This window comes from Dyadobacter sp. BE31 (assembly GCF_031457695.1).
Taxonomy (GTDB): domain Bacteria; phylum Bacteroidota; class Bacteroidia; order Cytophagales; family Spirosomataceae; genus Dyadobacter.
Genome location: NZ_JAVDXA010000003.1, coordinates 256,000 through 277,449, shown reverse-complemented (window position 1 = coordinate 277,449; position 21,450 = coordinate 256,000). Strand labels below are relative to the sequence as shown.

The 21,450-nt window shown below is 49.9% G+C and carries 21 protein-coding genes; 9 read left to right on the top strand and 12 right to left on the bottom strand.

Translation table 11 applies throughout. The features are described from left to right. Window positions 1-38: 38 nt before the first annotated feature. On the bottom strand, window positions 39-668 hold the full coding sequence (locus tag J2Y43_RS16870) for an ATP-binding protein (protein WP_309984761.1): 630 nt from the start codon (window positions 666-668) through the stop codon (window positions 39-41). Between the two features lie 4 nt (window positions 669-672). Continuing rightward, complete coding sequence (dprA, locus tag J2Y43_RS16865) at window positions 673-1,800, bottom strand: DNA-processing protein DprA (RefSeq protein ID WP_309984759.1); 1,128 nt, start codon at window positions 1,798-1,800, stop codon at window positions 673-675. 107 nt (window positions 1,801-1,907) lie between these two features. On the opposite strand from dprA, the gene J2Y43_RS16860 reads away from it, so the two are divergent. Then, complete coding sequence (locus J2Y43_RS16860) at window positions 1,908-3,731, top strand: alpha-amylase family glycosyl hydrolase (RefSeq protein WP_309984756.1); 1,824 nt, start codon at window positions 1,908-1,910, stop codon at window positions 3,729-3,731. Window positions 3,732-3,845: 114 nt separating this feature from the next. Here the strand turns inward: J2Y43_RS16860 and lepB (J2Y43_RS16855) are convergent, their stop codons facing one another. From lepB (J2Y43_RS16855) to J2Y43_RS16820, 8 genes are all read right to left on the bottom strand, one after another. Next, window positions 3,846-5,024, bottom strand: a complete 1,179-nt coding sequence (gene lepB, locus J2Y43_RS16855) for a signal peptidase I (RefSeq protein WP_309984753.1) — start codon at window positions 5,022-5,024, stop codon at window positions 3,846-3,848. Between the two features lie 152 nt (window positions 5,025-5,176). Next, a complete protein-coding gene (lepB, locus tag J2Y43_RS16850) occupies window positions 5,177-6,313 on the bottom strand; it encodes a signal peptidase I (RefSeq protein ID WP_309984751.1) in 1,137 nt (378 codons plus the stop codon). Between the two features lie 24 nt (window positions 6,314-6,337). Further along, window positions 6,338-7,051, bottom strand: coding sequence for a 4-hydroxy-tetrahydrodipicolinate reductase (gene dapB / locus J2Y43_RS16845; RefSeq protein ID WP_309984749.1), 714 nt, complete (start codon window positions 7,049-7,051; stop codon window positions 6,338-6,340). 34 nt (window positions 7,052-7,085) lie between these two features. Beyond that, on the bottom strand, window positions 7,086-7,781 hold the full coding sequence (locus J2Y43_RS16840; RefSeq protein WP_309984748.1) for a DUF5683 domain-containing protein: 696 nt from the start codon (window positions 7,779-7,781) through the stop codon (window positions 7,086-7,088). Between the two features lie 3 nt (window positions 7,782-7,784). After that, window positions 7,785-8,702, bottom strand: a complete 918-nt coding sequence (locus tag J2Y43_RS16835; protein ID WP_309984746.1) for a ParB/RepB/Spo0J family partition protein — start codon at window positions 8,700-8,702, stop codon at window positions 7,785-7,787. Window positions 8,703-8,723: 21 nt separating this feature from the next. Beyond that, window positions 8,724-9,509 (bottom strand): ParA family protein, encoded by a 786-nt coding sequence (locus J2Y43_RS16830; protein ID WP_223404203.1) that lies wholly within the window; start codon window positions 9,507-9,509, stop codon window positions 8,724-8,726. 164 nt (window positions 9,510-9,673) lie between these two features. Then, complete coding sequence (locus tag J2Y43_RS16825) at window positions 9,674-10,696, bottom strand: SPASM domain-containing protein (protein WP_309984744.1); 1,023 nt, start codon at window positions 10,694-10,696, stop codon at window positions 9,674-9,676. A gap of 66 nt (window positions 10,697-10,762) precedes the next feature. Further along, window positions 10,763-11,224, bottom strand: coding sequence for an Lrp/AsnC family transcriptional regulator (locus J2Y43_RS16820; RefSeq protein ID WP_106595107.1), 462 nt, complete (start codon window positions 11,222-11,224; stop codon window positions 10,763-10,765). Window positions 11,225-11,397: 173 nt separating this feature from the next. On the opposite strand from J2Y43_RS16820, the gene ald reads away from it, so the two are divergent. The 3 genes from ald to J2Y43_RS16805 all read left to right on the top strand — a co-directional run bounded on the left by ald (window position 11,398) and on the right by J2Y43_RS16805 (window position 15,319). Then, window positions 11,398-12,510, top strand: coding sequence for an alanine dehydrogenase (gene ald, locus J2Y43_RS16815; protein WP_309984742.1), 1,113 nt, complete (start codon window positions 11,398-11,400; stop codon window positions 12,508-12,510). A 440-nt stretch (window positions 12,511-12,950) separates the two neighbouring features. Then, a complete protein-coding gene (locus J2Y43_RS16810; RefSeq protein ID WP_309984739.1) occupies window positions 12,951-14,729 on the top strand; it encodes a DEAD/DEAH box helicase in 1,779 nt (592 codons plus the stop codon). Between the two features lie 65 nt (window positions 14,730-14,794). Beyond that, window positions 14,795-15,319, top strand: coding sequence for a DinB family protein (locus tag J2Y43_RS16805; protein ID WP_309984737.1), 525 nt, complete (start codon window positions 14,795-14,797; stop codon window positions 15,317-15,319). 37 nt (window positions 15,320-15,356) lie between these two features. On the opposite strand, the gene J2Y43_RS16800 is transcribed toward J2Y43_RS16805, so the two are convergent. Then, a complete protein-coding gene (locus J2Y43_RS16800; RefSeq protein ID WP_309984735.1) occupies window positions 15,357-16,391 on the bottom strand; it encodes a zinc dependent phospholipase C family protein in 1,035 nt (344 codons plus the stop codon). Window positions 16,392-16,737: 346 nt separating this feature from the next. Between J2Y43_RS16800 and J2Y43_RS16795 the strand changes: the two genes are divergently transcribed. Then, window positions 16,738-17,142 (top strand): Dabb family protein, encoded by a 405-nt coding sequence (locus J2Y43_RS16795; RefSeq protein ID WP_309984733.1) that lies wholly within the window; start codon window positions 16,738-16,740, stop codon window positions 17,140-17,142. 70 nt (window positions 17,143-17,212) lie between these two features. On the opposite strand, the gene ung is transcribed toward J2Y43_RS16795, so the two are convergent. After that, a complete protein-coding gene (gene ung, locus J2Y43_RS16790) occupies window positions 17,213-17,878 on the bottom strand; it encodes a uracil-DNA glycosylase (RefSeq protein ID WP_223404189.1) in 666 nt (221 codons plus the stop codon). A 107-nt stretch (window positions 17,879-17,985) separates the two neighbouring features. On the opposite strand from ung, the gene apaG reads away from it, so the two are divergent. From apaG to J2Y43_RS16770, 4 genes are all read left to right on the top strand, one after another. Next, entirely contained in the window at window positions 17,986-18,372 is a 387-nt protein-coding gene (apaG, locus tag J2Y43_RS16785; RefSeq protein WP_090386807.1) for a Co2+/Mg2+ efflux protein ApaG, read from the top strand. 41 nt (window positions 18,373-18,413) lie between these two features. After that, on the top strand, window positions 18,414-19,190 hold the full coding sequence (locus J2Y43_RS16780; protein ID WP_309984728.1) for a class I SAM-dependent methyltransferase: 777 nt from the start codon (window positions 18,414-18,416) through the stop codon (window positions 19,188-19,190). Window positions 19,191-19,298: 108 nt separating this feature from the next. Further along, window positions 19,299-20,279 (top strand): DUF2157 domain-containing protein, encoded by a 981-nt coding sequence (locus J2Y43_RS16775; protein WP_309984725.1) that lies wholly within the window; start codon window positions 19,299-19,301, stop codon window positions 20,277-20,279. Beyond that, window positions 20,276-21,418 (top strand): hypothetical protein, encoded by a 1,143-nt coding sequence (locus tag J2Y43_RS16770; protein WP_309984723.1) that lies wholly within the window; start codon window positions 20,276-20,278, stop codon window positions 21,416-21,418. The genes J2Y43_RS16775 and J2Y43_RS16770 overlap by 4 nt, the downstream gene beginning before the upstream one ends. The last annotated feature ends 32 nt before the right edge of the window (window positions 21,419-21,450 follow it).

Below are 21,450 nucleotides of genomic sequence, written 5' to 3'. Positions count from 1 at the left end.
CGGCTGGCGACCGGAGCTACGGATGCCAGCCGCGTTTTTCATTCGTGCCATTTCAAACTAAAACTTTCAGGCTTTCCTCTGGATAGTTTAAGCAAAATCTGGCGCGCTGCCAGGTCCTGCAACATCCGTTCAGCTCTTTTTTCGGAGATATTGATGATTTTGGAAAACACCTTGGCCGTGACCGAGTCCGTTTCTTTCAGGTAGGTGATCAATGTCTTTACGTGGCGCGTTGCCAGAAGCTTCTCCGTTTCAGTATCGGCCCCATTGTAAAGCAACAGTCTCGGAATAGGCATGCTTTTATCCTTCACACGAATGTAAATAATGCGTTCGCCCTTCTCATTCAATGCGTGATGCGGCTTGTCTTCGCTTTCATTAACGGTCACCCGTAATACCTTCTTGCTGTCCAGATTCTCGGTCTTGATCTGGACCACCAGCTCTGGTTCGATCAGCTTCACGAGCGCCTTTTCAAGCTTTTGCAACTCCCGCAGTTCCGATTGCACGCCCATAATGGCGCCATGATCGGCCACGCCAATCAGCAGATTGCCCCCGGAGGTATTGGCGAAAGAAACAATGGTTTTGGCAATTTTAAAGGGACTGTCTATTGTCCTCTTGAACTCAATGGTGAGCCCCTCCCCTTCCTTAATTAACTGAATGATACTCTTATCCATGCATTTAAATCAACCCGTATTTCTTGCCCGGCATCGACCGGACCATCCCCTGGAATTCGAGGTTCAGCAGCAACGTAGCCAGGCGGTTTAAATGAATCCCCGATTGCCACGCGAGCTCGTCGATTTGCATCGCTCCCCGTTGCTTTAACAGCGAAAGCACCTGGCCCTCGTCCTGGGTAAAACCCTCGAAAGTTAATACCGCCTGGTCACAAGCACCCGCCTGCGCGACGTCCGGCATTCCCTCGCCCCAACCCAGGGCCGCCGCCATATCCGCCACCGATGTAAAAATCGAAGCCTTATGATCGCGGATCAGGAAGTTACAGCCCTCTGATTGCGGTTCATGGATAGCGCCCGGCACTGCGAACACCTCCCGGTGGTAGTTCTGTGCAAATTCAACGGTGATAAGGCTCCCGCCCGTCCGCCCCGATTCCACTACTATGGTAACATCACTGAGCCCCGCAATAATTCGGTTCCGGGCGGGAAATCTCATAAAATCCGGCTTGGTCCCCAATGCACTTTCCGTGACGATCCCGCCATTGTCCTGCATTTCAAAAGCGGTACGCTGATGCACGGCCGGGTAGATCACATCCAGCCCGCTCGCCATAACCCCCAGTGTAGCCAGGTTGTTGCGCAGGCAATGCCGGTGTGCAGTGATATCCACACCATAGGCCAGCCCGCTGACCACAAGCGGCTGATAGGGTACCAGCTCCCGAATGATATTTTCCGTCACGGCCTTGCCGTAGTCACTAATATTCCGCGTGCCCACGATCCCCACCGTACGCGGCCAGTTAAAGTCAGTATTGCCTTTGGCATACAAGGCAATGGGCGCGTCGTAAAGCGGCCGCAGGCGCGCGGGGTATTCCGGCTCATTGAAAAAAAGTAGTTGCGTTCCGGTTTTCCGGCATTGCGCGAGCTCTCTTTCCGCCAGTTCCAGCGCGTTTTTTGCCAAAACCGCCTTCACGATTTTGTCGCCGATCCCCGGGATTTTGATGAGCTTTTTGTAATCCGCCTGAAAAACCTGGGAAGCGCTGCCACAGTAACTGATGAGCTGGCGGATCGTCACAGCCCCGATTCCGGGCGTGTGCATGAGTGCAAGGATGCAGGTTTTCTCTGCGTCTGAGGATGGTTGCATATTATAGTGTGTAGGTTGAGTTGGTGCTTGCCGACGCCTGGCATGCATTTTGCGAGTATACGTCAACAGTCTATTTCAAAAATAAACAATAATCTGAAAACCGCTATATGGAAAACCTCGAAACCGAAGTAGCCGAAACCGAACAACATTACGAAGGCATGGGCGCTACCTGCCATCCCGAAGGAGTGTATTACCGCGTATGGGCGCCGCACGCCGAAAGCGTTTCGGTCACGGGAAGTTTCAACGACTGGGATACCTCCGCTACTCCGCTGCAACCCGAAGAGAACGGCATGTGGGGCGCGCTGGTTGAAAATTCCAAGGAAGGGGATGAATACAAATACGTTATCAAAACTCCTGCCGGGGAGTTGCACCGAAATGACCCCTATGCTTTAAAAATGACCAATTCGGCTGGCAACTGCATCGTTTACAACCACGAATCTTTCGACTGGCATGACGTAACTTTTCAAATGCCCGGCTGGCATGAACTGGTTATCTACGAGCTCCATGTAGGCACTTTCCATGTGAAAGAACAAGGGCAGGTCGGCACATTTTACACGGCAATTGAGCGCATTAATTATTTAAAAGACATGGGTTTCAATGCCGTGGAGCTAATGCCTTGCTCGGAGTTTCCCGGTTCGAGATCGTGGGGGTATAACCCGGCCAATCCGTTTGCTATCGAATCCGACTATGGCGGCCCGGATGGCTTGAAGGCATTTGTGAAAGCCGCACACGAGGCCGGTATCGCGGTAATCCTCGATGTGGTGTACAATCACTTCGGCCCGTCGGACCTTGATCTCTGGCAGTTCGACGGCTGGCAGGAGAACGATGGCGGAGGTATTTATTTCTATAACGACTGGCGCTCTGAAACGCCCTGGGGCAATACCCGCCCAGACTACGGCCGCGGCGAAGTGCGGCAGTACATCCACGACAATGCCCTGATGTGGCTGCGCGATTACCGCGTCGACGGCCTGCGCATGGACATGGTTCCTTACATAAGAAATGTAAAGGCCAACGGTAACCCGGGCGACGATATCGCCGAAGGCATTTCGCTCATGCAGTGGATCAACAAGGATATCCGCGACAGCTGCGGCAACTGTATTACCATTGCCGAGGACATGCATTCACTGGATTTCATCACCAATTCGGTCGAAAATGGTGGTTTGGGGTACGGCTCTCAATGGGATGCGGAGTTTGTGCATTCGATCCGCGAGGCCATTATCACAGCCAACGACCAGGACCGCAATATGGACAGCGTCGTGGCAGCTATTACCAATCGCTACAATGACGATGCTTTTCAGCGCATTATCTACACCGAATCACACGACGAAGTAGCTAACGGCCAGGCGCGCGTGGCAGAGGAAATCGCCGATGGCGATGTCAATAACTGGTATTCCAAAAAACGGGCGGCGCTGGGCGTGGCGCTGGTGCTTACCTCGCCTGGTATCCCTATGATATTTCAGGGACAGCCATTGCTGGAAGACAAATGGTTTTCGGATAGCGATCCGATCGACTGGTCAAGGCTTGAAAAATTCAGCGGCTTCGCAGCATTACACCGTGACATGATCCACATCCGTAGAAACTGGTTTGGTGTAACCAAGGGCCTCCAAGGGCAGAACGTCGGTATAATCAGGCAAGACAATGAGAAAAAAGTGATCGTCATGCACCGCTGGGACGAAGGCGGGCCCAAAGACAGCGTCGTAGTTGCATTTAACTTTTCGACCGAAACGTTTTCCGATTACAAAGTCGGGTTCCCGCGGCCTGGCAAATGGCACCTGCGGCTGAACAGCGACAACGAATATTACGACGCGGATTTCTCGAATCTGGGCGTCTTCGATATCGATACCATGGACGGCGAAATGGACGGCTGCGGACAGTTCGCATCCCTGCAAATCCCGCCCTACTCAGCTTTGATCTTTTCGCAGGAGGAGTAATTTTTAAAGGGAGGAAAGGGAGGATGAAGGAAGGGGAGTAAAGGGAAAATTGAGTCCCTTACTCCATCCTCCCATCCTCCCTTTTATCCATCCTCCCTTTCCTCCTTCATCCCTTTAATTTATGCTTCTGAAAATACGGTCCCAGCGGATTTTTTTCACGAAGCTCGTCGGGTTTGGATCGATGGACATCCACACGAAACCCGCTTTTCCTACAATGTGATCTTTGGGAACGAACCCCCAATAACGCGAGTCGGCCGAATCGTGGCGATTATCCCCCATCATGAAATAGTAATCCTGCTTGAATGTATAGCTGGCAATCTGCTTGCCGCCAATCGTGATTCTCTCCTTTTCTACAACGACATTTTCATTACCGTCGAAATTCCGGATGATATCGCCATAAAGCGCAATGTTGACCTCTGTGAGTGGTACGGTCATCCCCGCCTTCGGCACCGCAATGGGGCCATAATTATCCTTATTCCAATCGATTGCATCACTGGACGGAAACAGGTATGACTCTTTCAGGCCTTTTTCCATCAGTACGGGCTGTACCCTCTTCACGAAATCATAGGTTTTAAGCTTTTCCGCCAATGCGGCGGTCGTCTTCACCACATACCCAGCCTCGTCGTTCGCCGGGATGCTATCTCCGAATGTTTCAGTAAACTGAGCATAGTCTACAATCCCGTTCTTGCGGAACACATTTTCCTCATTCACAGCCGTTTTCACCGAAACAAAATACTCATTCTGCATACGTACGGGCGACGCCTGCGCGCGTCCGTTCACATAGACCTGCCCGAGCCTTACTTCCAGTTTATCGCCGGGAATACCCACGCAGCGTTTAATGTAGTTGGATCGCAGATCCGTCGGGTGAGGATGCAAATCAGGAAGTACCCGACTATATTTCTGGTACATATCAGGGTGCTCGACCGGCAGGTAAAACACCACCACATCGCCATTCTTAATATCGGTAAAACCTGGCAGGCGGTATTGCGGCAGCCGGATCCAGTCGAGATAGGAAGGAATGCTCGTGCCCCATATTGTCTGGTGCGTGAGCGGCACCTGCAACGGTGTAATGGGCGTGGTTGTGCCATAATGCAGCCTGCTCACAAACAGGTAATCGCCCACCAGCAGACTGTTCTCCATCGAAGGCGTGGGGATTACAAATGCGCTGAAAAACAGCCAGCGGATCAATGTGGCCGCAACCACGGCAAATAATACCGAGTCGAACCATTCGCGGAAGGCCGACTTCTTTTTCGGGGTGTTTGTGGGCTTTAAGAGTATTTCTGCAACGGACATGGAAGTATCGGTTAGCGAAGCATTTACAACGCAATATACCGTTAATCTCCATAACTCTACAATAAGTATATAATATTAATTTATATATAATATTAAAAAGAAAGGGAAAGACCGTCAGATCCTTCCCTTGCCTAATGGCCATTTCAAAATGCCTAGTTAATCACCCTGAAAATGCGGCTCCAACGAATCTTGTTGAAGAAGCTGGTCGGGTTCGGATCGATTGACATCCATACGAACACCGCCTTACCCACGATGTGGTCCATCGGAACAAAGCCCCAATAGCGAGAATCGGCTGAGTTATGGCGATTATCCCCCATCATAAAATAATAGTCCTGCTTGAAGGTGTAGCTGGTAATGGCCTTGCCACCTATTTTCACTGATTTTTCTTCGACCACTACATCTTCATTGTCCTCGTAGTTTTTGATAACAGGGCCGTACATCGCCACATTTTCAGGTGTCAGCTGCACGGTCATACCCTCTTTCGGAACGGTAATGGGCCCATAATTATCGCGATTCCATTTAAAAAGCGACGAATTAGGGTATAACATCGGCTCAGTGATACCGTTGTCCGTTTTCACTAGCGTAATGCTTTTCACAAAGTCATAAGTTTTAAGCTTCGCAGCAATCTCGGTAGTGGTGAAAACCAGGTAGCCCATTTGCTCATTCCCTTTGATCGTATCATTCTCGCCGTCGGTAAAAGAGTTGAATTCCGAAATACCGTTGTCGCGGAACACTTTTTCTTCATTCACTGCGGTGGTAGTAGCCACGAAGTACTCATTCTCCATTCTGGGAGGATTCTCCATGGCTTGTCCATTTGCATAGACCTGCAAATCACGCACTTCTACCTTATCGCCCGGAATACCGACGCAGCGTTTGATATAATTGGTTTTCAAATCAACCGGATGCTGCAATTCGGGAGGATAGTTGAACACCACCACATCGCCCCGTTTCACCTCGCTGAAACCCGGCAGACGGTATTGCGGCAGTTGGATCAGGCTTGTGTACGAAGGAATGTTGGTTCCCCAGATCGTCTGGTGGGTAAGCGGCACCTGCAATGGCGTTTTGGGCGTGCGGGTTCCGTAATGCAGCTTGCTCACGAAAAGGAAATCGCCCACAAGCAGGCTGTTCTCCATCGATGGCGTTGGGATGGTAAATGCTTCAAAAAACAGCCAGCGGATCAGCGTTGCCGCTACTACCGCGAATAGAATGGAGTCAAACCATTCCCTTGCCGGTGACTTCTTCTTTTTGGACTCAACTGAACTGGAAGTCAACTCTTTATTAACAGCCATGCGATGATTGATAGTTAGAATACTTTAAATTTTGAGGAGGTCATTCATCCCGAACACCCCGAATTTGCCAGGAAGCCATTCGGCAGCCACCACCGCTCCAAGCGCAAAACCCTGGCGGTTGTGGGCTGTGTGGGATATTTCGATGGTATCGACTTCCGACTCATAGCGAACAATATGGGTACCAGGCACTTCACCGCGGCGTTCGGCCAGGATTTGCAGGTAACCTTCTTCATTTTCAGGAGCCAGCTTCCACCCGTCGACATTCCCCATTTCCTCGATAATGCCTTCCGCAAGCGTAATAGCCGTGCCGCTTGGCGCGTCGAGCTTATGAATATGATGAATCTCGGTCATCGAGCTCTGGTACTCGTGCCCGTTCATCAGGCGCGCCAGCATGCGGTTGAGCCGGAAGAACAGGTTAACGCCGATGCTGTAATTGGAAGCGTAGAAAAACGAACCCGACTGAGCCTTGCAAAGCGCCTCCACCTCTGTGCGGCGGTCGAGCCAGCCTGTGGTACCGCACACGATCGGCCAGCCTTTTTTGAGGCAATAGATGATATTTTCAAATGCGGACTCTGGTGAACTGAATTCGATGGCTACATCTACGTCAGCAGTTTGAAGCTTCTCCATATCCGCACGGTTTTGCACATCAATTTTCCCTACGATCGAATGCCCTCTTTCAATGGCAATCTGTTCGATCGTCTTCCCCATCTTTCCGTACCCCAGTAATAGTATTCTCATTAATCTGTTATTTGAAAATCAGTACTCTTTTAAATCACTTAAAATTAAAAACCATACGCAAACCCGGCGTCGGGGTCTGCATGGCGGGCTGGTTCAGTTTCGGGCTTATGTTCAAAGACAGATCGTCCGAAAGGTCGAATGTCTTCAAATGCGCCGCCACATTGGCTTCAATGATCGACAGCGTGTAAATCAGGCCCGTTACGATAATGGCAAAACCGCGGTTCCGGCGCCAGTAATTCTTCTGGCGGACAATCTGGCTGTGTGTCGCATCCCGGTACTCGCTGCTCGTATTCAATAGGTTTCTGACCCTCACATTCACAGTGGCATCGTCGCTAGCCAGCTCCTTTTTGCGCTTGCCGTAATTCGGATCGCTCTTATCCAGCACATAAAACGACTTATACGCATCGAGAAAATCGTGGTATTTGATCGTATTCAGGTAATAGGTATAAAGCCCTCCTCCGAACGCCAGGTAGACGATAGGCGCCTTCCAGTAATCACGGTTGTAAATCTGCCCGGCACCCGGTATCAATGCCAGCTTGGTAGCCGTTTTCGGCACCGGCATCCACTTCTTTTTAACGTTTTTTAACGAATCTGCCTGGGCCAGAGTAGTGCTGTCCAATGCGACAGCCGGCAATTTTTCGGTTTTCAGACTATCCTTTTTACCCTCTGTCTGTGCTGAAATCCGACTCGAAACCAGCAAAATCAACCCTAACAATACCCAGTTTTTCAACGTTTATTTGAATTTCAGTGTTTCTAAAATCTTTTTCAGTTCATCCTGAGAGCCGAAAGGGATCTTGATCTCGCCTTTATGCTGCTCATTGCTCTTAACAGACACTTTTGCCCCGAAAAAGGACGAAAGCTGGAACTGTAACGACTTTATTTCCTGATTAATTGTCGGCTGTTTTTTCGACTCAACGGGGATATTGCTCATCATTCCGAGCTTCCGTACCTCGTCCTCTACCTTCCTCACCGACCATCCCTCTTCGATAATCTGGTTGAAAATTTTCAATTGGCTCTGATCGCTGTTGATCGTGATCAATGCCCGGGCGTGGCCCATACTGATCTTGTCGTCGCGCAAGGAAGCCTGGATCACAGGCGGCAGTTTGAGCAGACGGATATAGTTGTTGACGGTCGTGCGGTTCTTGCCCACGCGCGCACCGAGTTCTTCCTGTTTCAGGCTGCATTCGAGAATCAGCCGCTGGTAGCTCAATGCGATTTCGATCGCATTCAGGTTCTCGCGCTGAATGTTCTCGATCAGCGCCATTTCCAGCATCTGCTGGTCGTTGGCCGTGCGGATGTATGCGGGAATGGTGGTCAGGCCCAGTGAACGGGACGCCTGCAAACGACGCTCTCCCGAAATCAACTGATAGGAGTCCTCGGAAAGCTGCCGCACGGTAATCGGCTGGATAATCCCCTGGACGCGGATTGAGTCGGCGAGTTCTTCCAGTGACTCCTGGTCGAACTTCGTCCGCGGCTGGTAAGGGTTCGCTTCGATCTGACTTACGTCGATCTCGTTCATCGAACCGATGATTTCGGCCGGCGAAATACGTGTGTTGGACCTGGGCGTATTGATTTTCTCGGAGTCTTGCAGAAGAGCGCCTAATCCTCTTCCCAGTCCGGTCATTTTTTTCGTCTTGCTGCTATTCTCCATTGCCTGTTCGTACTATCGTGATCAGTTTACCCTGTCGGAGAGCAAACCGTTTTTACTGAGAATCTCTCTTGCAAGGTTCAGGTAGCTAACAGCCCCTTTGCTGTCCGAATCCTGCGCCATCACAGGAATCCCGAAGCTCGGCGCCTCACTGATACGTACGTTACGAGGGATAATGGTATTGAAAACAAGAGATTCGAAGTGATTGGTAACCTCGGTCACCACCTGGTTGGACAGACGCAGGCGGAGGTCGTACATCGTGAGCAGGATGCCCTCGATGATCAGGTTGGTATTCAGTCTCGACTGGATAATTGTAATGGTATTCAACAGTTTACCCAACCCCTCCAATGCAAAATACTCGCATTGCACGGGAATAATCACCGAGTCGGCGGCGGTAAGGCTGTTGATCGTGATGAGGCCGAGTGAAGGCGAGCAGTCGATGATGATGAAGTCGTACTCATTACGGACCTCTTCAATAGCGTCCTTCATCCGGTGTTCCCGGTTTTTGAGGTTGATCATCTCGATTTCCGCCCCTACCAGGTCGATGTGCGACGGCAGCAATTCCAGGTTAGGAAAATCGGTTTGCAGGATAATTTCGGAAGTCTTCGCCTGCTCCACCATGCATTCGTAAATGCTGTTTTCCATCTCCTGCGGATTAAATCCAAGTCCCGAGGTTGAATTGGCCTGAGGGTCAGCGTCGATGATGAGTGTGCGGAATTCTAGCGCGGCCAAACTGGCCGCAAGGTTAATAGCAGTGGTGGTTTTCCCTACGCCTCCCTTTTGGTTTGCAATTGCAATTACTTTGCCCATGTATTCATTTGAGTTACCAATGTCAAATTTCTATTATTCGGGGCAATCTACCAAAAAATGTTCCACGGAGTTTTAAATAAAACACCAAAGTAATTGAAAATGAGATATTTAAATGATATTATTATTTAATTAAAAATAATTTGGACTGAAAAAAGGCGAATGTTTCACGCCCACACCTGCGTTCCCTCCGTACAGTTCTTGCACATCTCTATCTCTGAACGGGATCGGATCAGCGAAGCCCGGAAATCGCGGTACTTCTTTCCCTTCCAGAGCTGGCGGAAAGTCGAAGTTTTCATATCGCCCAGCTTGTACTCGGCGTCCTTGTCGAAACAGCAAGGCACAACCGCACCGTCCCAAGTGATCACGCACGAGTGCCACATTTTCCAGCAGTGGTCTACGAATTTGTTTTTGATGGAATACTTACCGTCCGCCTGAGCCTGGTAGCGGGAGTATTTTTCGATAGTAGGGATCAAATCCGAGCCCTCTTCATAGTCGTAAATCTGAGCCGTTTTCAGACCCACTTCGTCCACGCCCATTTCCTCCGCCAGTTTTTTCACGTCCTCGATCTGGTGCTCGTTCGGCTTCACGACCAGGAACTGGAATATCACATGCGGAGTGGCGGATTTGAGCTCCTTCTTCCATTTAATGATGTTGCGTGTTCCTTCCAGTACTTTTTCCAGGTTTCCACCGACGCGGTATTGCTGGTAAACGTCCTGGGTAGTTCCGTCAATGGAAATGATCAGGCGATCCAGGCCCGATTCGACGGTTTTACGCGCCTTCTCGTCGGTGAGGTAATGCGCGTTGGTGGAAGTGGCAGTGTAAATGCCTTTTTTATGCGCATACTGCACGAGTTCGAAGAATTTCGGATGAAGATACGGCTCACCCTGGAAATAGAATATCAGGTATAATAAAGTATCCGCAAGCTCGTCAATGGTTCTTTTATACAACTTTTCCTCCATCATACCCGTCGGCCGCGTAAATGAGCGAAGGCCGCTGGGGCATTCCGGGCAACGGAGGTTACAGGAAGTGGTCGGTTCGAAAGAAATGGCGATCGGCATTCCCCAATGAACGGGGTTACCCGTCATTTTGGAATAAAAATAGCTCCCCAATATCTGCATCGCATTCCAGGCACGCCTCGGCGTCACTTTCGACATCAGGTTCAGACCATCCTTAAAATTCTTGTTCATATGCTGTGCATTCAGCGATCAGCGCGCGCCTACCGGCCTGATGATCAGTTTAAATAGCGTTGATAATTACAATACAGCGATTCCGGTGGTGTACTTGATCTCGGAAATTACGAAATAACTGCTGATGTGTAACACGCTCGACAGGGCAGAAAGTTTATGCTGGTAAAACTGATTGTAAGCCTCGCCGTCCTCGACGACCACTTTGAGCATGTAATCGAAGTTACCCGAAACGACCGAGCATTCCAGCACTTCGGGCATTTTTACAATGGCCTGGTTGAAGTCCTCGAAGCTCTCTTTCCGCTGCTTATCGAGTGTCACATTACAATACACTACCAGGCTTTTCCCCAATTTCCGCCGGTTCAGCAAGCACACATATTTGTCGATAAAACCCTCTTTTTCAAGCTTCCGGATGCGTTCGTGCACGGGTGTGACCGACAAATTGATCTTACTAGCGATCTCTTTGATCGTCATTTGGGCGTTCTGCTGCAACAGGTCTAGGATTTTGCGGTCGGTCTGGTCGGGTTGCATAAAGTATTTTTTGTGGCTGTGTATAGGCTGTGGGCGTTACCGGCAGAAATTTTTCTTATCAATGAGATCAAAAATAGTTTTCTTTTCTGTCTTTTCTGGCCCTTATAGTATGTTTTTCTGCCAAAAATTAATTTTGGACCCATTAATCTAAACTATAAACACTGCACATACCGATGATCATTGGTGTCCCTAAAGAAATCAAGAACAACGAGAACCGGGTAGCTTTAACGCCCGCAGGAGTCACAGAGCTACGTAAGCACGGACACACGGTGTACGTGCAGGCAGAAGCGGGCAAAGGCAGCGGGTTTACCGACGAGCAATACACACAAGCAGGCGCCAGCATTCTCCCAACAATAGAAGAAGTTTACGGCATTGCCGAAATGATTATAAAGGTAAAAGAGCCTATTGCCAGTGAATACCCACTAATTAAAGAAAACCAGCTCCTTTTCACTTACTTCCACTTCGCTTCCTCCGAGCCCCTCACCCACGCGATGATCGAGCGCAAAGCAGTTTGCCTCGCATACGAAACAGTCGAAAAAACAGACAGAAGCCTTCCATTGCTCGTTCCGATGAGCGAGGTAGCAGGTCGCATGGCGATCCAGGAAGGGGCCAAATACCTTGAAAAACCGATGGGTGGCTTCGGTATCCTGCTGGGCGGCGTAGCCGGTGTAAAACCGGCGAATGTACTGGTACTCGGCGGCGGGATTGTGGGCACACAGTCCGCGAAGATGGCAGCCGGATTAGGAGCAAATGTAACGATCATGGACATCAGTCTGGCGCGACTGCGCTACCTGGAAGACATTATGCCTGCGAACGTGGACACGGTTATGTCCAATGAATACAATATCCGCGAGCTGATCCAGGGTGCGAACCTGATCATCGGCGGCGTGCTGATCCCCGGCGCGAAAGCACCGTCACTCATTACCCGCGATATGCTCAAACTGATGAAGCCCGGCACGGTGATGGTGGACGTGGCCATCGACCAGGGCGGATGCTTTGAAACTTCGAAAGCTACCACACACGAAGATCCGATCTACGAAGTGGACGGCGTCGTACATTATTGTGTGGCCAACATGCCCGGCGCGGTGCCTTATACCTCCACATTGGCACTCACCAACGCAACCCTCCCCTACGCATTGCAACTGGCCAACCAGGGCTGGAAACAAGCTTGCTCGACCAACGAGGAGCTGCGCAAGGGATTAAATGTCGTTCACGGAAAAGTAGTATTTAAAGGTGTTGCCGAAGCATGGCATTTGCCTTATACGGACGTCAAGGAATTATTCTGAATCAGCAAACCTGACTAGATAAACCCGGCCATTTTTAATGCGCCGGGTTTTTGTTTTCTAAAAATATTACAATTACTTTCTTTAAACCGTTGCGATTACCAATTATTGTTCTTACTTTTGCGTCACAATTTGAAGGAACATCCGTTCGCTTCTCTGCTCATAAACGGTCTAGTACATTATAGATCACCTGCCAGCCTCAAAATTTGTCCCGGCTGGACCTACCGTTCACACGCAGAGCCCCACGGATGGTTAGTGGTGGGCTTTGTGCAATCCCTTTCAATTTTTTACGAAATAAACCGGAATGCCGGTAATGTGGTCCGATTTCATCGGGACTAATGCATGTGTTGGGCTTGTCCCGCAGGATCATTATGTTATTTGCCCAATTGCCTCTCAGACCGGACCAACCGTTCAAATCAAGAATTAATACTAAAAGCAATAGAATGACTACTGAAACTTTTCAAACTTTCGAAGAGCTTGGACTCAACGAAAACATCCTGAAAGCCTTGCAAGAAATGGGTTTTGAAAAACCCTCACCGATACAGGCACAGGGAATCCCGGCAGTTTTGCAGGGTTCTGACGTAATTGGTCAGGCTCAGACCGGTACCGGTAAAACTGCGGCATTCGGTATTCCCGTGCTGGAAAGAATAGATCCATCTGTTAATGCAGTACAAGCCCTGATCCTTTGCCCTACCCGTGAACTAGCGGTGCAGGTATCGGAAGAACTCGGCCGTCTGTCCAAATTTATGCGTGGCGTGCGCATCGAAGCCATCTACGGTGGCGATTCGATCGACCGTCAGATCCGCTCTTTGAAAAAAGGGGTACATATAGTAGTAGGAACTCCGGGCCGCGTCATGGACCACATGGAGCGCCGCACCCTGAAATTCGACGAAGTACGCATGATGGTACTCGACGAGGCTGACGAAATGCTCGATATGGGCTTCCGTGAGGACATCGAGAGCATCCTGGCCGATATGCCGGAAGAGCGTCAGACGATCCTTTTCTCGGCAACCATGTCGAAGCCGATCATGTCGATCACCAAGCGCTTCCTGAACGATCCTACATTGATCAAAGTCGTTCGTAACGAGCTGACCAACCAGAATATCGAGCAGGTTTATTTCGAGGTGAAACCACAGGCGAAAGTCGAAGTAATGACCCGTCTGATCGATATGCACCACATTAAGTCCCTTTTGGTGTTCTGTAATACCAAACGCAAAGTGGACGAGATCGTAGAAGACCTGCAATTGCGCGGTTATGCTTCCGAAGGTATCCACGGTGACCTGCGCCAGCAGCAGCGCAGCAATGTAATGAGCAAATTCAAGGCCGGTGTTACTACTATCCTTGTTGCTACTGACGTTGCGGCACGCGGTATCGACGTAAGCGGCCTGGATGGCGTGATCAACTACGACATCCCGATGGACGAAGAATATTACGTACACCGTATCGGTCGTACAGGCCGCGCGGGGATGTCGGGTAAGGCGTTCTCACTCGTAGCCCGTGACGAAAAATACCGTCTGAAATCGATTGAAGGTTATACGAAAGTAAAAATCGAAAAAGGGGTTATTCCTTCATTCGAAGACATCGTAGGCGTTCGTAAGGCTCGTTTTGTAGAGAATATTTCGAACTCTATCAAAGAAAGCAACGACGAAGAACTGTACAACGACGTACTCGAAATGCTGCACCACAGCGGTTTTACTACCGAGCAAATTGTAGGCGCGATGGCGAAGCAGATCATGGGCGTTCAGAAAAACGAATACTCCGACAGCAACCTCGCATGGGAAGAGCGTCGCAGTGACCGTCGCGAAGGCGGCAGTGACCGTTTTGGTCGCGGTGATCGCCGTGAAGGCGGCCGCTTTGGCGACCGTCGTGAAGGCGGCAGCCGTTTCGGCGGAGATCGCGGTGGCGACCGTTATGCACCTCGTGGCGAGCGCGGTGACCGCGGCGAAAGAGGTGACCGTGGCGAGCGTCGTCAATCGGCTCCCGAGGCTGGTATGACCCGCTTGTTTCTGAGCCTTGGCCGCAAAGACCACATTATGCCGAAAGACATCGTGGGCGCTATCGCAGGCGAAGCCAACATTCCGGGTAAAACCATCGGTGCGATCGACATTTATGACAAATTCACGTTCGTAGACGTACCTGAGCGCGACGCACGCGCGGTATTGCGTGCGATGGATGGCAACACCATCAAAGGCAAGCCGGTACAGATCGACATTGCAAAATAAATTCTGACAACAATTAGTGCGAAAAGGGGCTTGTAAAAAGGCCCCTTTTTCGTTTATTTTCAGCCATGCAAAATAACGACCAACTCGAAGTATGGCTCCGCGGGCCGCTTCCCGAAATACCCGACCTGCTCCAACCCGTTGCGCATGCATTGTTACAGGCGCGTGAAGAACTGGGCATATTCGCCAACACATTCCCATCCAAACTACTTTGGGAAAAACCGGCCAATGTAGCCTCGGTAGGCTTCCATTTACAGCACCTCGCAGGCGTGCTCGATCGCCTGTTCACGTATGCACGCGAGGAATCGCTTAGCGAAAGCCAAATGGTATTTCTGAAAAGCGAAGGGCAGGAGCCGATGGAGGATTGTACATATAATCATCTGCTGGACCAGTTCAGCAGCCAGCTCGATAAAGCGTTGAAACAACTCCGCGAAACGAATCCGGATACCTTAACCGAAATACGCTACGTGGGCCGTGCGATGGTACCTTCCACACATTTGGGGCTGCTTTTCCATGCGGCCGAGCACACGCAGCGGCATGTAGGCCAACTGCTCGTGACTGCCAAGGTATTGATGACCAATCATGCCGATTAATACTTGGAATCACCGCTTAGCAGCGATCGCACCGCATTTAATTTTCCGGCTCCGGCCGCACATGCAAAAGCCGCTGTAACCAGCTTTGCTCTTCGGCGGCTTCTGCATTTTTCTCCGCATCGTCGGGCGCCACGCTGGCCAGCACGCCCAGATCCGGTTGTCCGGCGTCGATCCAGCACGTGTACCAAATATCACCCACCATCTGCACCGAAGCCCGCATTCTCCGCTCCACTTGCCCGGCTAGCATCCGGTGGTACTTTTCAGAAAATTCGCGCGAATGCATTCGGGTAAGCACGTTGTTCCGCAGCTCGAAACTGTACTTTTTGTCAGCCTTCAAACCTTCTGTTAGTTGCTTTTCGAACAGCAGTACCGAATCCATGGCAGCGTGCGAGTCCGCGACAGCTCTCCAAATGTCGTGCGCAATGTCTTTCCGGTAGACTACCGGCCCCAGCCACATATCATAATCTTCCGCAAACAGCTCCGGCAGCCTTGATTCCCAGAAACCGTGAATACCTTCCTGGCCTGTAAGCTGGCCGTTATAGTTCCGCGTGGTATGCAGCGGCACATGGGCGTCGGCAATGTAATGGCCGATGTCCGCCGAAACACGGAGAATGCGGGAAACATTCTTGTCTTTGAATGCGGCTGTGAGCTGGGAAGCGGCAGTTTGAACATACCAAGGCACAACACCGTGTTTACGCAGGCTATCCTCTCCTATTTTCTGCACTGCGGCCTGCCAATGTATGGGAAGCACGGCAAGCGCGCTGTCACCGTAAACATCCAGGTCGATAAAGTGCCGCTCCGCTTCCCCTACCACGGCATACCGCCGCTTGTCGGGATTGACGGCATTCTCCGATAGGTAATCCATGTACTTTTTATAGAATACCTGCATTTCAACCGGCAGCCTGTAAATGGCCAAACGGTTGATCCGCTTGTGTGCCCAGAAACCCCAATGGCCTTTTTCGCCGCTTGCAGGGAGCAAAAGCAGGGCGAGCAAGCTGAAATTCAATGCATTTTTGAAAAAAAACCGATTTTTTTCAGGTTTTTTCTGCGCTAAAAGAACAAATGACGCCATACAATCTTCGGAAGGTGTTTATAACAGTTTTTACACCTATTGAGACGTCATTTACAAAAAAAGGTAACATAAACGGGCCTTTTTGAAACTTGTTTTTCCCAAACGGCCAATTTTCGCATCCGAACGGCGCCCGTAGCTAGCTGAGGGACAGCATTAATAGAAAATTTTACAAAAACTTATGCTCAGAATATTATTTTGGAAAGTAGATTTTGGGAGGATGTTTCTTTTCTTAAATATTAAATTTTCAAAATTATTTATATTTAATATCCAAATAATACAATAATCGATTAAAGTTTTACCTTTGTAGCAAGAGAAATAGATAATTGCATTTATTGAATTTGCTATAATGAGAACGAGAAATAAAACATTAGGATATTTAGTCCCTATTTTCGCGCTTTGCGTATTTATGCTGATCATTTACGGTGCTTATGTACCTCATAAGCCAGCCGAAATTCAGCGAGTGGTTTGTATCAAGTTTAAACCCGGTACAACTCCTCAGGAAGTTGAAAAACACCTGCGCGATTTTGCGACAATGAAGAAAGCTGTAAAAGATGTCGTAGCCTATTCGGCTGGACATGTGCAGAAGTCGGATAACACCAGTGAACAATTTGACGTGATTCACTACCTGACTTTCCGCACCAACGAAGCTGCCCAGGAATACACATTGAATGCCGACAGATTGGCATTTGTGAAGGCCAACGAAGGTCACTGGGACAAGGTGTTGGAGATGAATTCCAACATCGAGAAATAATTAATAATAGTAATAGGAGTGAAAATCTTAAAGAGAGCCGGGTATCCCGGCTCTCTTTTTATTTGCACGATTACCAGTTAATCGGGTCGAGTCCCTTGCTTTCCAGATATTGGTTGGCTTTGCTGAAATGCTTGGTACCAAACCAGCCGCCGCCATTGGCCGACATCGGCGATGGGTGCTTGGCCTTCAATACATAATGCTTCGAAGCATCGATCACCGCCCCCTTCTCCTGCGCATACCTGCCCCAGAGCATGAAAACGACGTTACTCTTTTCGTCGGAAATACATTTGATCACCGCATCCGTAAACCGCTCCCAGCCCTTACCCTGGTGCGAGCCTGCCGCTGCCGCCTGCACAGTTAGTGTCGCATTCAAAAGCAGCACGCCCTGCTTCGCCCAGCGTTCGAGGTTACCCGATTGTGGAAATGGCTTGCCCAGGTCTTGCTGGATCTCCTTAAAGATATTGATCAGCGACGGCGGCATCCGAACACCGTCGTTGACCGAAAAGCAAAGGCCATGTGCCTGGCCGGGACCGTGGTAGGGGTCCTGCCCAAGGATCACCACCTTACACTCGTCGAAGCTGCAATAATTGAATGCGTTGAATATCTGCTTGGCAGGCGGAAATATCTGTTTGGTCTGGTACTCTTCCCTTACAAAAGCCGTGAGCGAGGCGAAATAAGGCTTCTCAAACTCAGGGGCGAGCCGCTCTTTCCACGACTGCTCAATTTTTACATCCATGCTGTTGAATTTGTTTTGGAAAACCAAATTATGTGTTTTTTGATTTGGTTTTATCAGCAATTGATTACTATTTTCGTTCTTAATACTTTCCAACACCCTCGATCTATATGGTTTCCAAAGTTACAGATGGTGTCAAAGTCACCGTTTTGACGGAATATCAGCCCGACTATTCTAATCCGGGTCAGGATCATTTTGTATTTACGTACAAGATCCTGATTGAAAACCATAGTGAGCATACTGTCAAGCTCTTGAGAAGGCATTGGCTGATTTACGACGCCAACGGGACCGTGCGCGAAGTGGAAGGAGCAGGTATCGTGGGGCTGCAACCTGTGTTGGAACCAGGCGATGTGCACGACTACGTTTCGGGATGCAACCTGCGTACCGACATGGGCAAAATGGCCGGCACTTACCTGATGGAACGGGTGCTCGACGGACGGCAGTTCCGCGTCGTTATCCCCGCGTTTTCGCTGGTAGCACCCTATCGCCTCAACTAAATCACCGGCCGGGCAACGGCCTCTTTTAAAACTCCATTGCATTGATTGCTGCTTATATCAAGTACCTTTTGCGCTCCGGAAACGAGCATTCCATTCATTCCCCATTCCTTTTCGAGCTTTATAACAATGTGATCGCCGTCCGGAAGGACGACAATCCCGAATATGAAGCCATCCGTTCACTGCGTAAGGAATTGCTGCGCTCCGATGAGCAAATCGAGATTCTCGACCTGGGCGCGGGCTCTCGTGTGAACAAATCAAACCTGCGCAAAATCAGTACGATCGCGAAAAATGCAGAAAAGCCCGCCAAATTCGGCCGGCTTTTTTACCGGCTCATCCGGCGTTTTCAACCGGCGACCATTCTCGAACTCGGCACCTCGCTCGGGCTTACTACATTATATATGTCGAAAGCAAAGCCCGATGCTCAGCTGATCACCTTCGAAGGCTGTCCGCAAACGGCCGGAAAGGCCCGGCAGCATTTCGAGCGCCAGCATGCCGATAATATCGAAGTCGTGCTGGGCAATATCGACGAAACGCTTCCCAAACGCCTGGAAAAACTCAACCAACCGATCGATTTCGCTTATTTCGACGCCAACCACCGTTACGAGCCTACTGTACGCTATTTCGAACAATGCCTTCCGCATGCTCAGAACGGCTCGTTGTTCATTTTTGACGACATCTACTGGTCGGAGGAAATGACAAAAGCCTGGCAGTACATCAAAGCGCATCCGCGCGTGACGGTCACAGTCGATCTGTTCTGGATAGGACTTGTATTCTTCCGCAGCGAGCAGGTAAAGGAGGATTTCACCCTGCGCTTTTAATATTGTACCGTTAAATATTCCGATGCCCCTTTAAATAATTCAAAAAGCGAAGCGAAGCGCGGTTCATGGCAAAGTTTGCTAACTTTACTTTCCCTCGTCTCAGCTTCCATGACAACAAAATCCATCCTTAATTCCCTGGTAAGCAAGGGGATTATCTCTGACCAGCAGGCCGACAACGTCGCTTCTTTTGAAAGCGAAAAGGCATTTTCCATTCACTGGGAACTACGATCTGTACTCTACCTGGGTATCCTGTTTTTCAGCTCCGGCGCCGGGATCCTTATCTATGAGAATATCGACACGATCGGTCATCAGGCGATCATAGCAGTCATAGCGCTCATTACCGCCGGTTGTTTTTACTACACTTATAAAAACAGCCTCCCCTACTCGCGTGAAAAAGTCGAAAATCCCAACAAGCTGATCGATTACGTGCTGCTGCTGGGCTGTTCCACATTTTTGGCGCTTGAAGGTTATCTGCAATATCAGTACAACCTTTTCGGCACGCGGTACGGGCTGGCCGTGATTATTCCTACCGTCGCCTTTTTTCTCTGCGCCTACCGTTTCGATCACCGCGGTGCCTTATCGATGGCCATCACGGGGCTGGCCTCATGGCTCGGGCTTACGATCGCCCCGCTTTCCGTATTGGCCGATAACGACTTTTCAGACGGCAGGCTGATCATGCCCGCTATCGCGCTCGGGTGCGTGCTCACGGTGGTCGGCTGGATTTCGGAAACGCAGAATGTAAAAAAACACTTTGCATTCACCTACATGCTGATGGGCGGCAACCTGGCCTGCATCGCGGCGCAGATCGGGTTGTTTAGCCATGGCCCTAAAATCCTCTATTTTTTCATCGGCATCGGACTTTGCTACTTCTTTATCCATCGCGCGCGGCATGCGCAATCGCTACTGTTCCTGCTGATGGGAACGGTGTATGGGTATAGCATTATCACCTACACCATTTTTGATAACCTCGGGCCTGACGCCGCATTTGGGTTAGGCATATTCTACTTCTTCTTTTCAAGCATCGGCGTGATTTACTTCCTGCTGAACTTTAAAAAATTCCTTGGAATCAAACCGGCGATCAAAAAATGAAAAAGGCATACAACCAAACCTGGGTCGAAAACCTGTATGTTCATCGCCAGGCAGCAGCATGGAAATCAAAAAATCTTCTCACCAGTGAACAGGAAGAGGAGGTAAAGGCGCACTTTGCCGAGAAATTTTACCGCCCCGGCATATTTGTCAAAATCGGACTCTTCCTTTTCGGCGTAGTCGCTTGCTCGTTTTTTGTGGGCTTCCTCTCGCTGTTTATTTATGACACCAGTTCCGAAGTAGGGTTTTCAACGCTTAGCCTGATCTGCTGCGCATGCTTCGTATTCATGCTGGAATATTTAATCAAAACCAAAAACCTCTTCCATTCTGGTGTCGATAATGCATTGCTGTATGCGGCCATTACGGCGGCAATGGTGCCTGTGTTCCTGCTTTTTGAGCACGCACCGGTTTGGGCCTATTGCCTGATAGCGCTGGCTATCATCGTCCCTGCTACCCTGCGTTACGCCGATCTGCTGGGTCCGGTCGTGATTTTTGGGTTGATATTCACGATTATGGCCGAGTTGATGATGAAGTTCCCGCTTGGCAAAGCCCTGCTGCCGTTTGCGGTGATGGTGCTAGCAGCGTTGATTTATGCGCTGGTCCGAAAAAACAAAGACATCTATTACCACGAATGCCGCCAGATCTTCGAAGTGCTGGCGTTGGTCACCTTCTATCTCGGCGGGAATTACCTGGTGGTTAGAGAGCTGAATGCGCTGATCAATGGCCTGAACGTGTCGGTAGCTCCACAAATCGCATTCGCCCCCTTGTTCTACTTTTTTACATTTATCATCCCGGTCTGCTATGTATTCTTTGGGTTAAAAAAGGCAGACCGCATTCTGTTTATCATCGGATTAATAGCCTTTGCATTCTCTGCTTATACCTATGTACATTATTTCGGGGTACTGACAGCCTCACAGGAGCTCGTGCTCGGGGGTACGCTCATGATCGCAACGGCTATAATGCTGATCAAATATCTGCATACGGCTAAACACGGTATTTCCGACGAGCAAAACCGTAAAAACAGCCTTGAAAACCTGCAAGCGGTCATTGCTGCCCAGGAACTTGGGGTAACGCCGACCAGCCCGGGGCTCGAATTCGGAGGTGGTACATTCGGCGGAGGAGGCGCTGGCGAGGGTTATTAATTGAACAAAAATTTGGATCTTGCAGCGGTTAC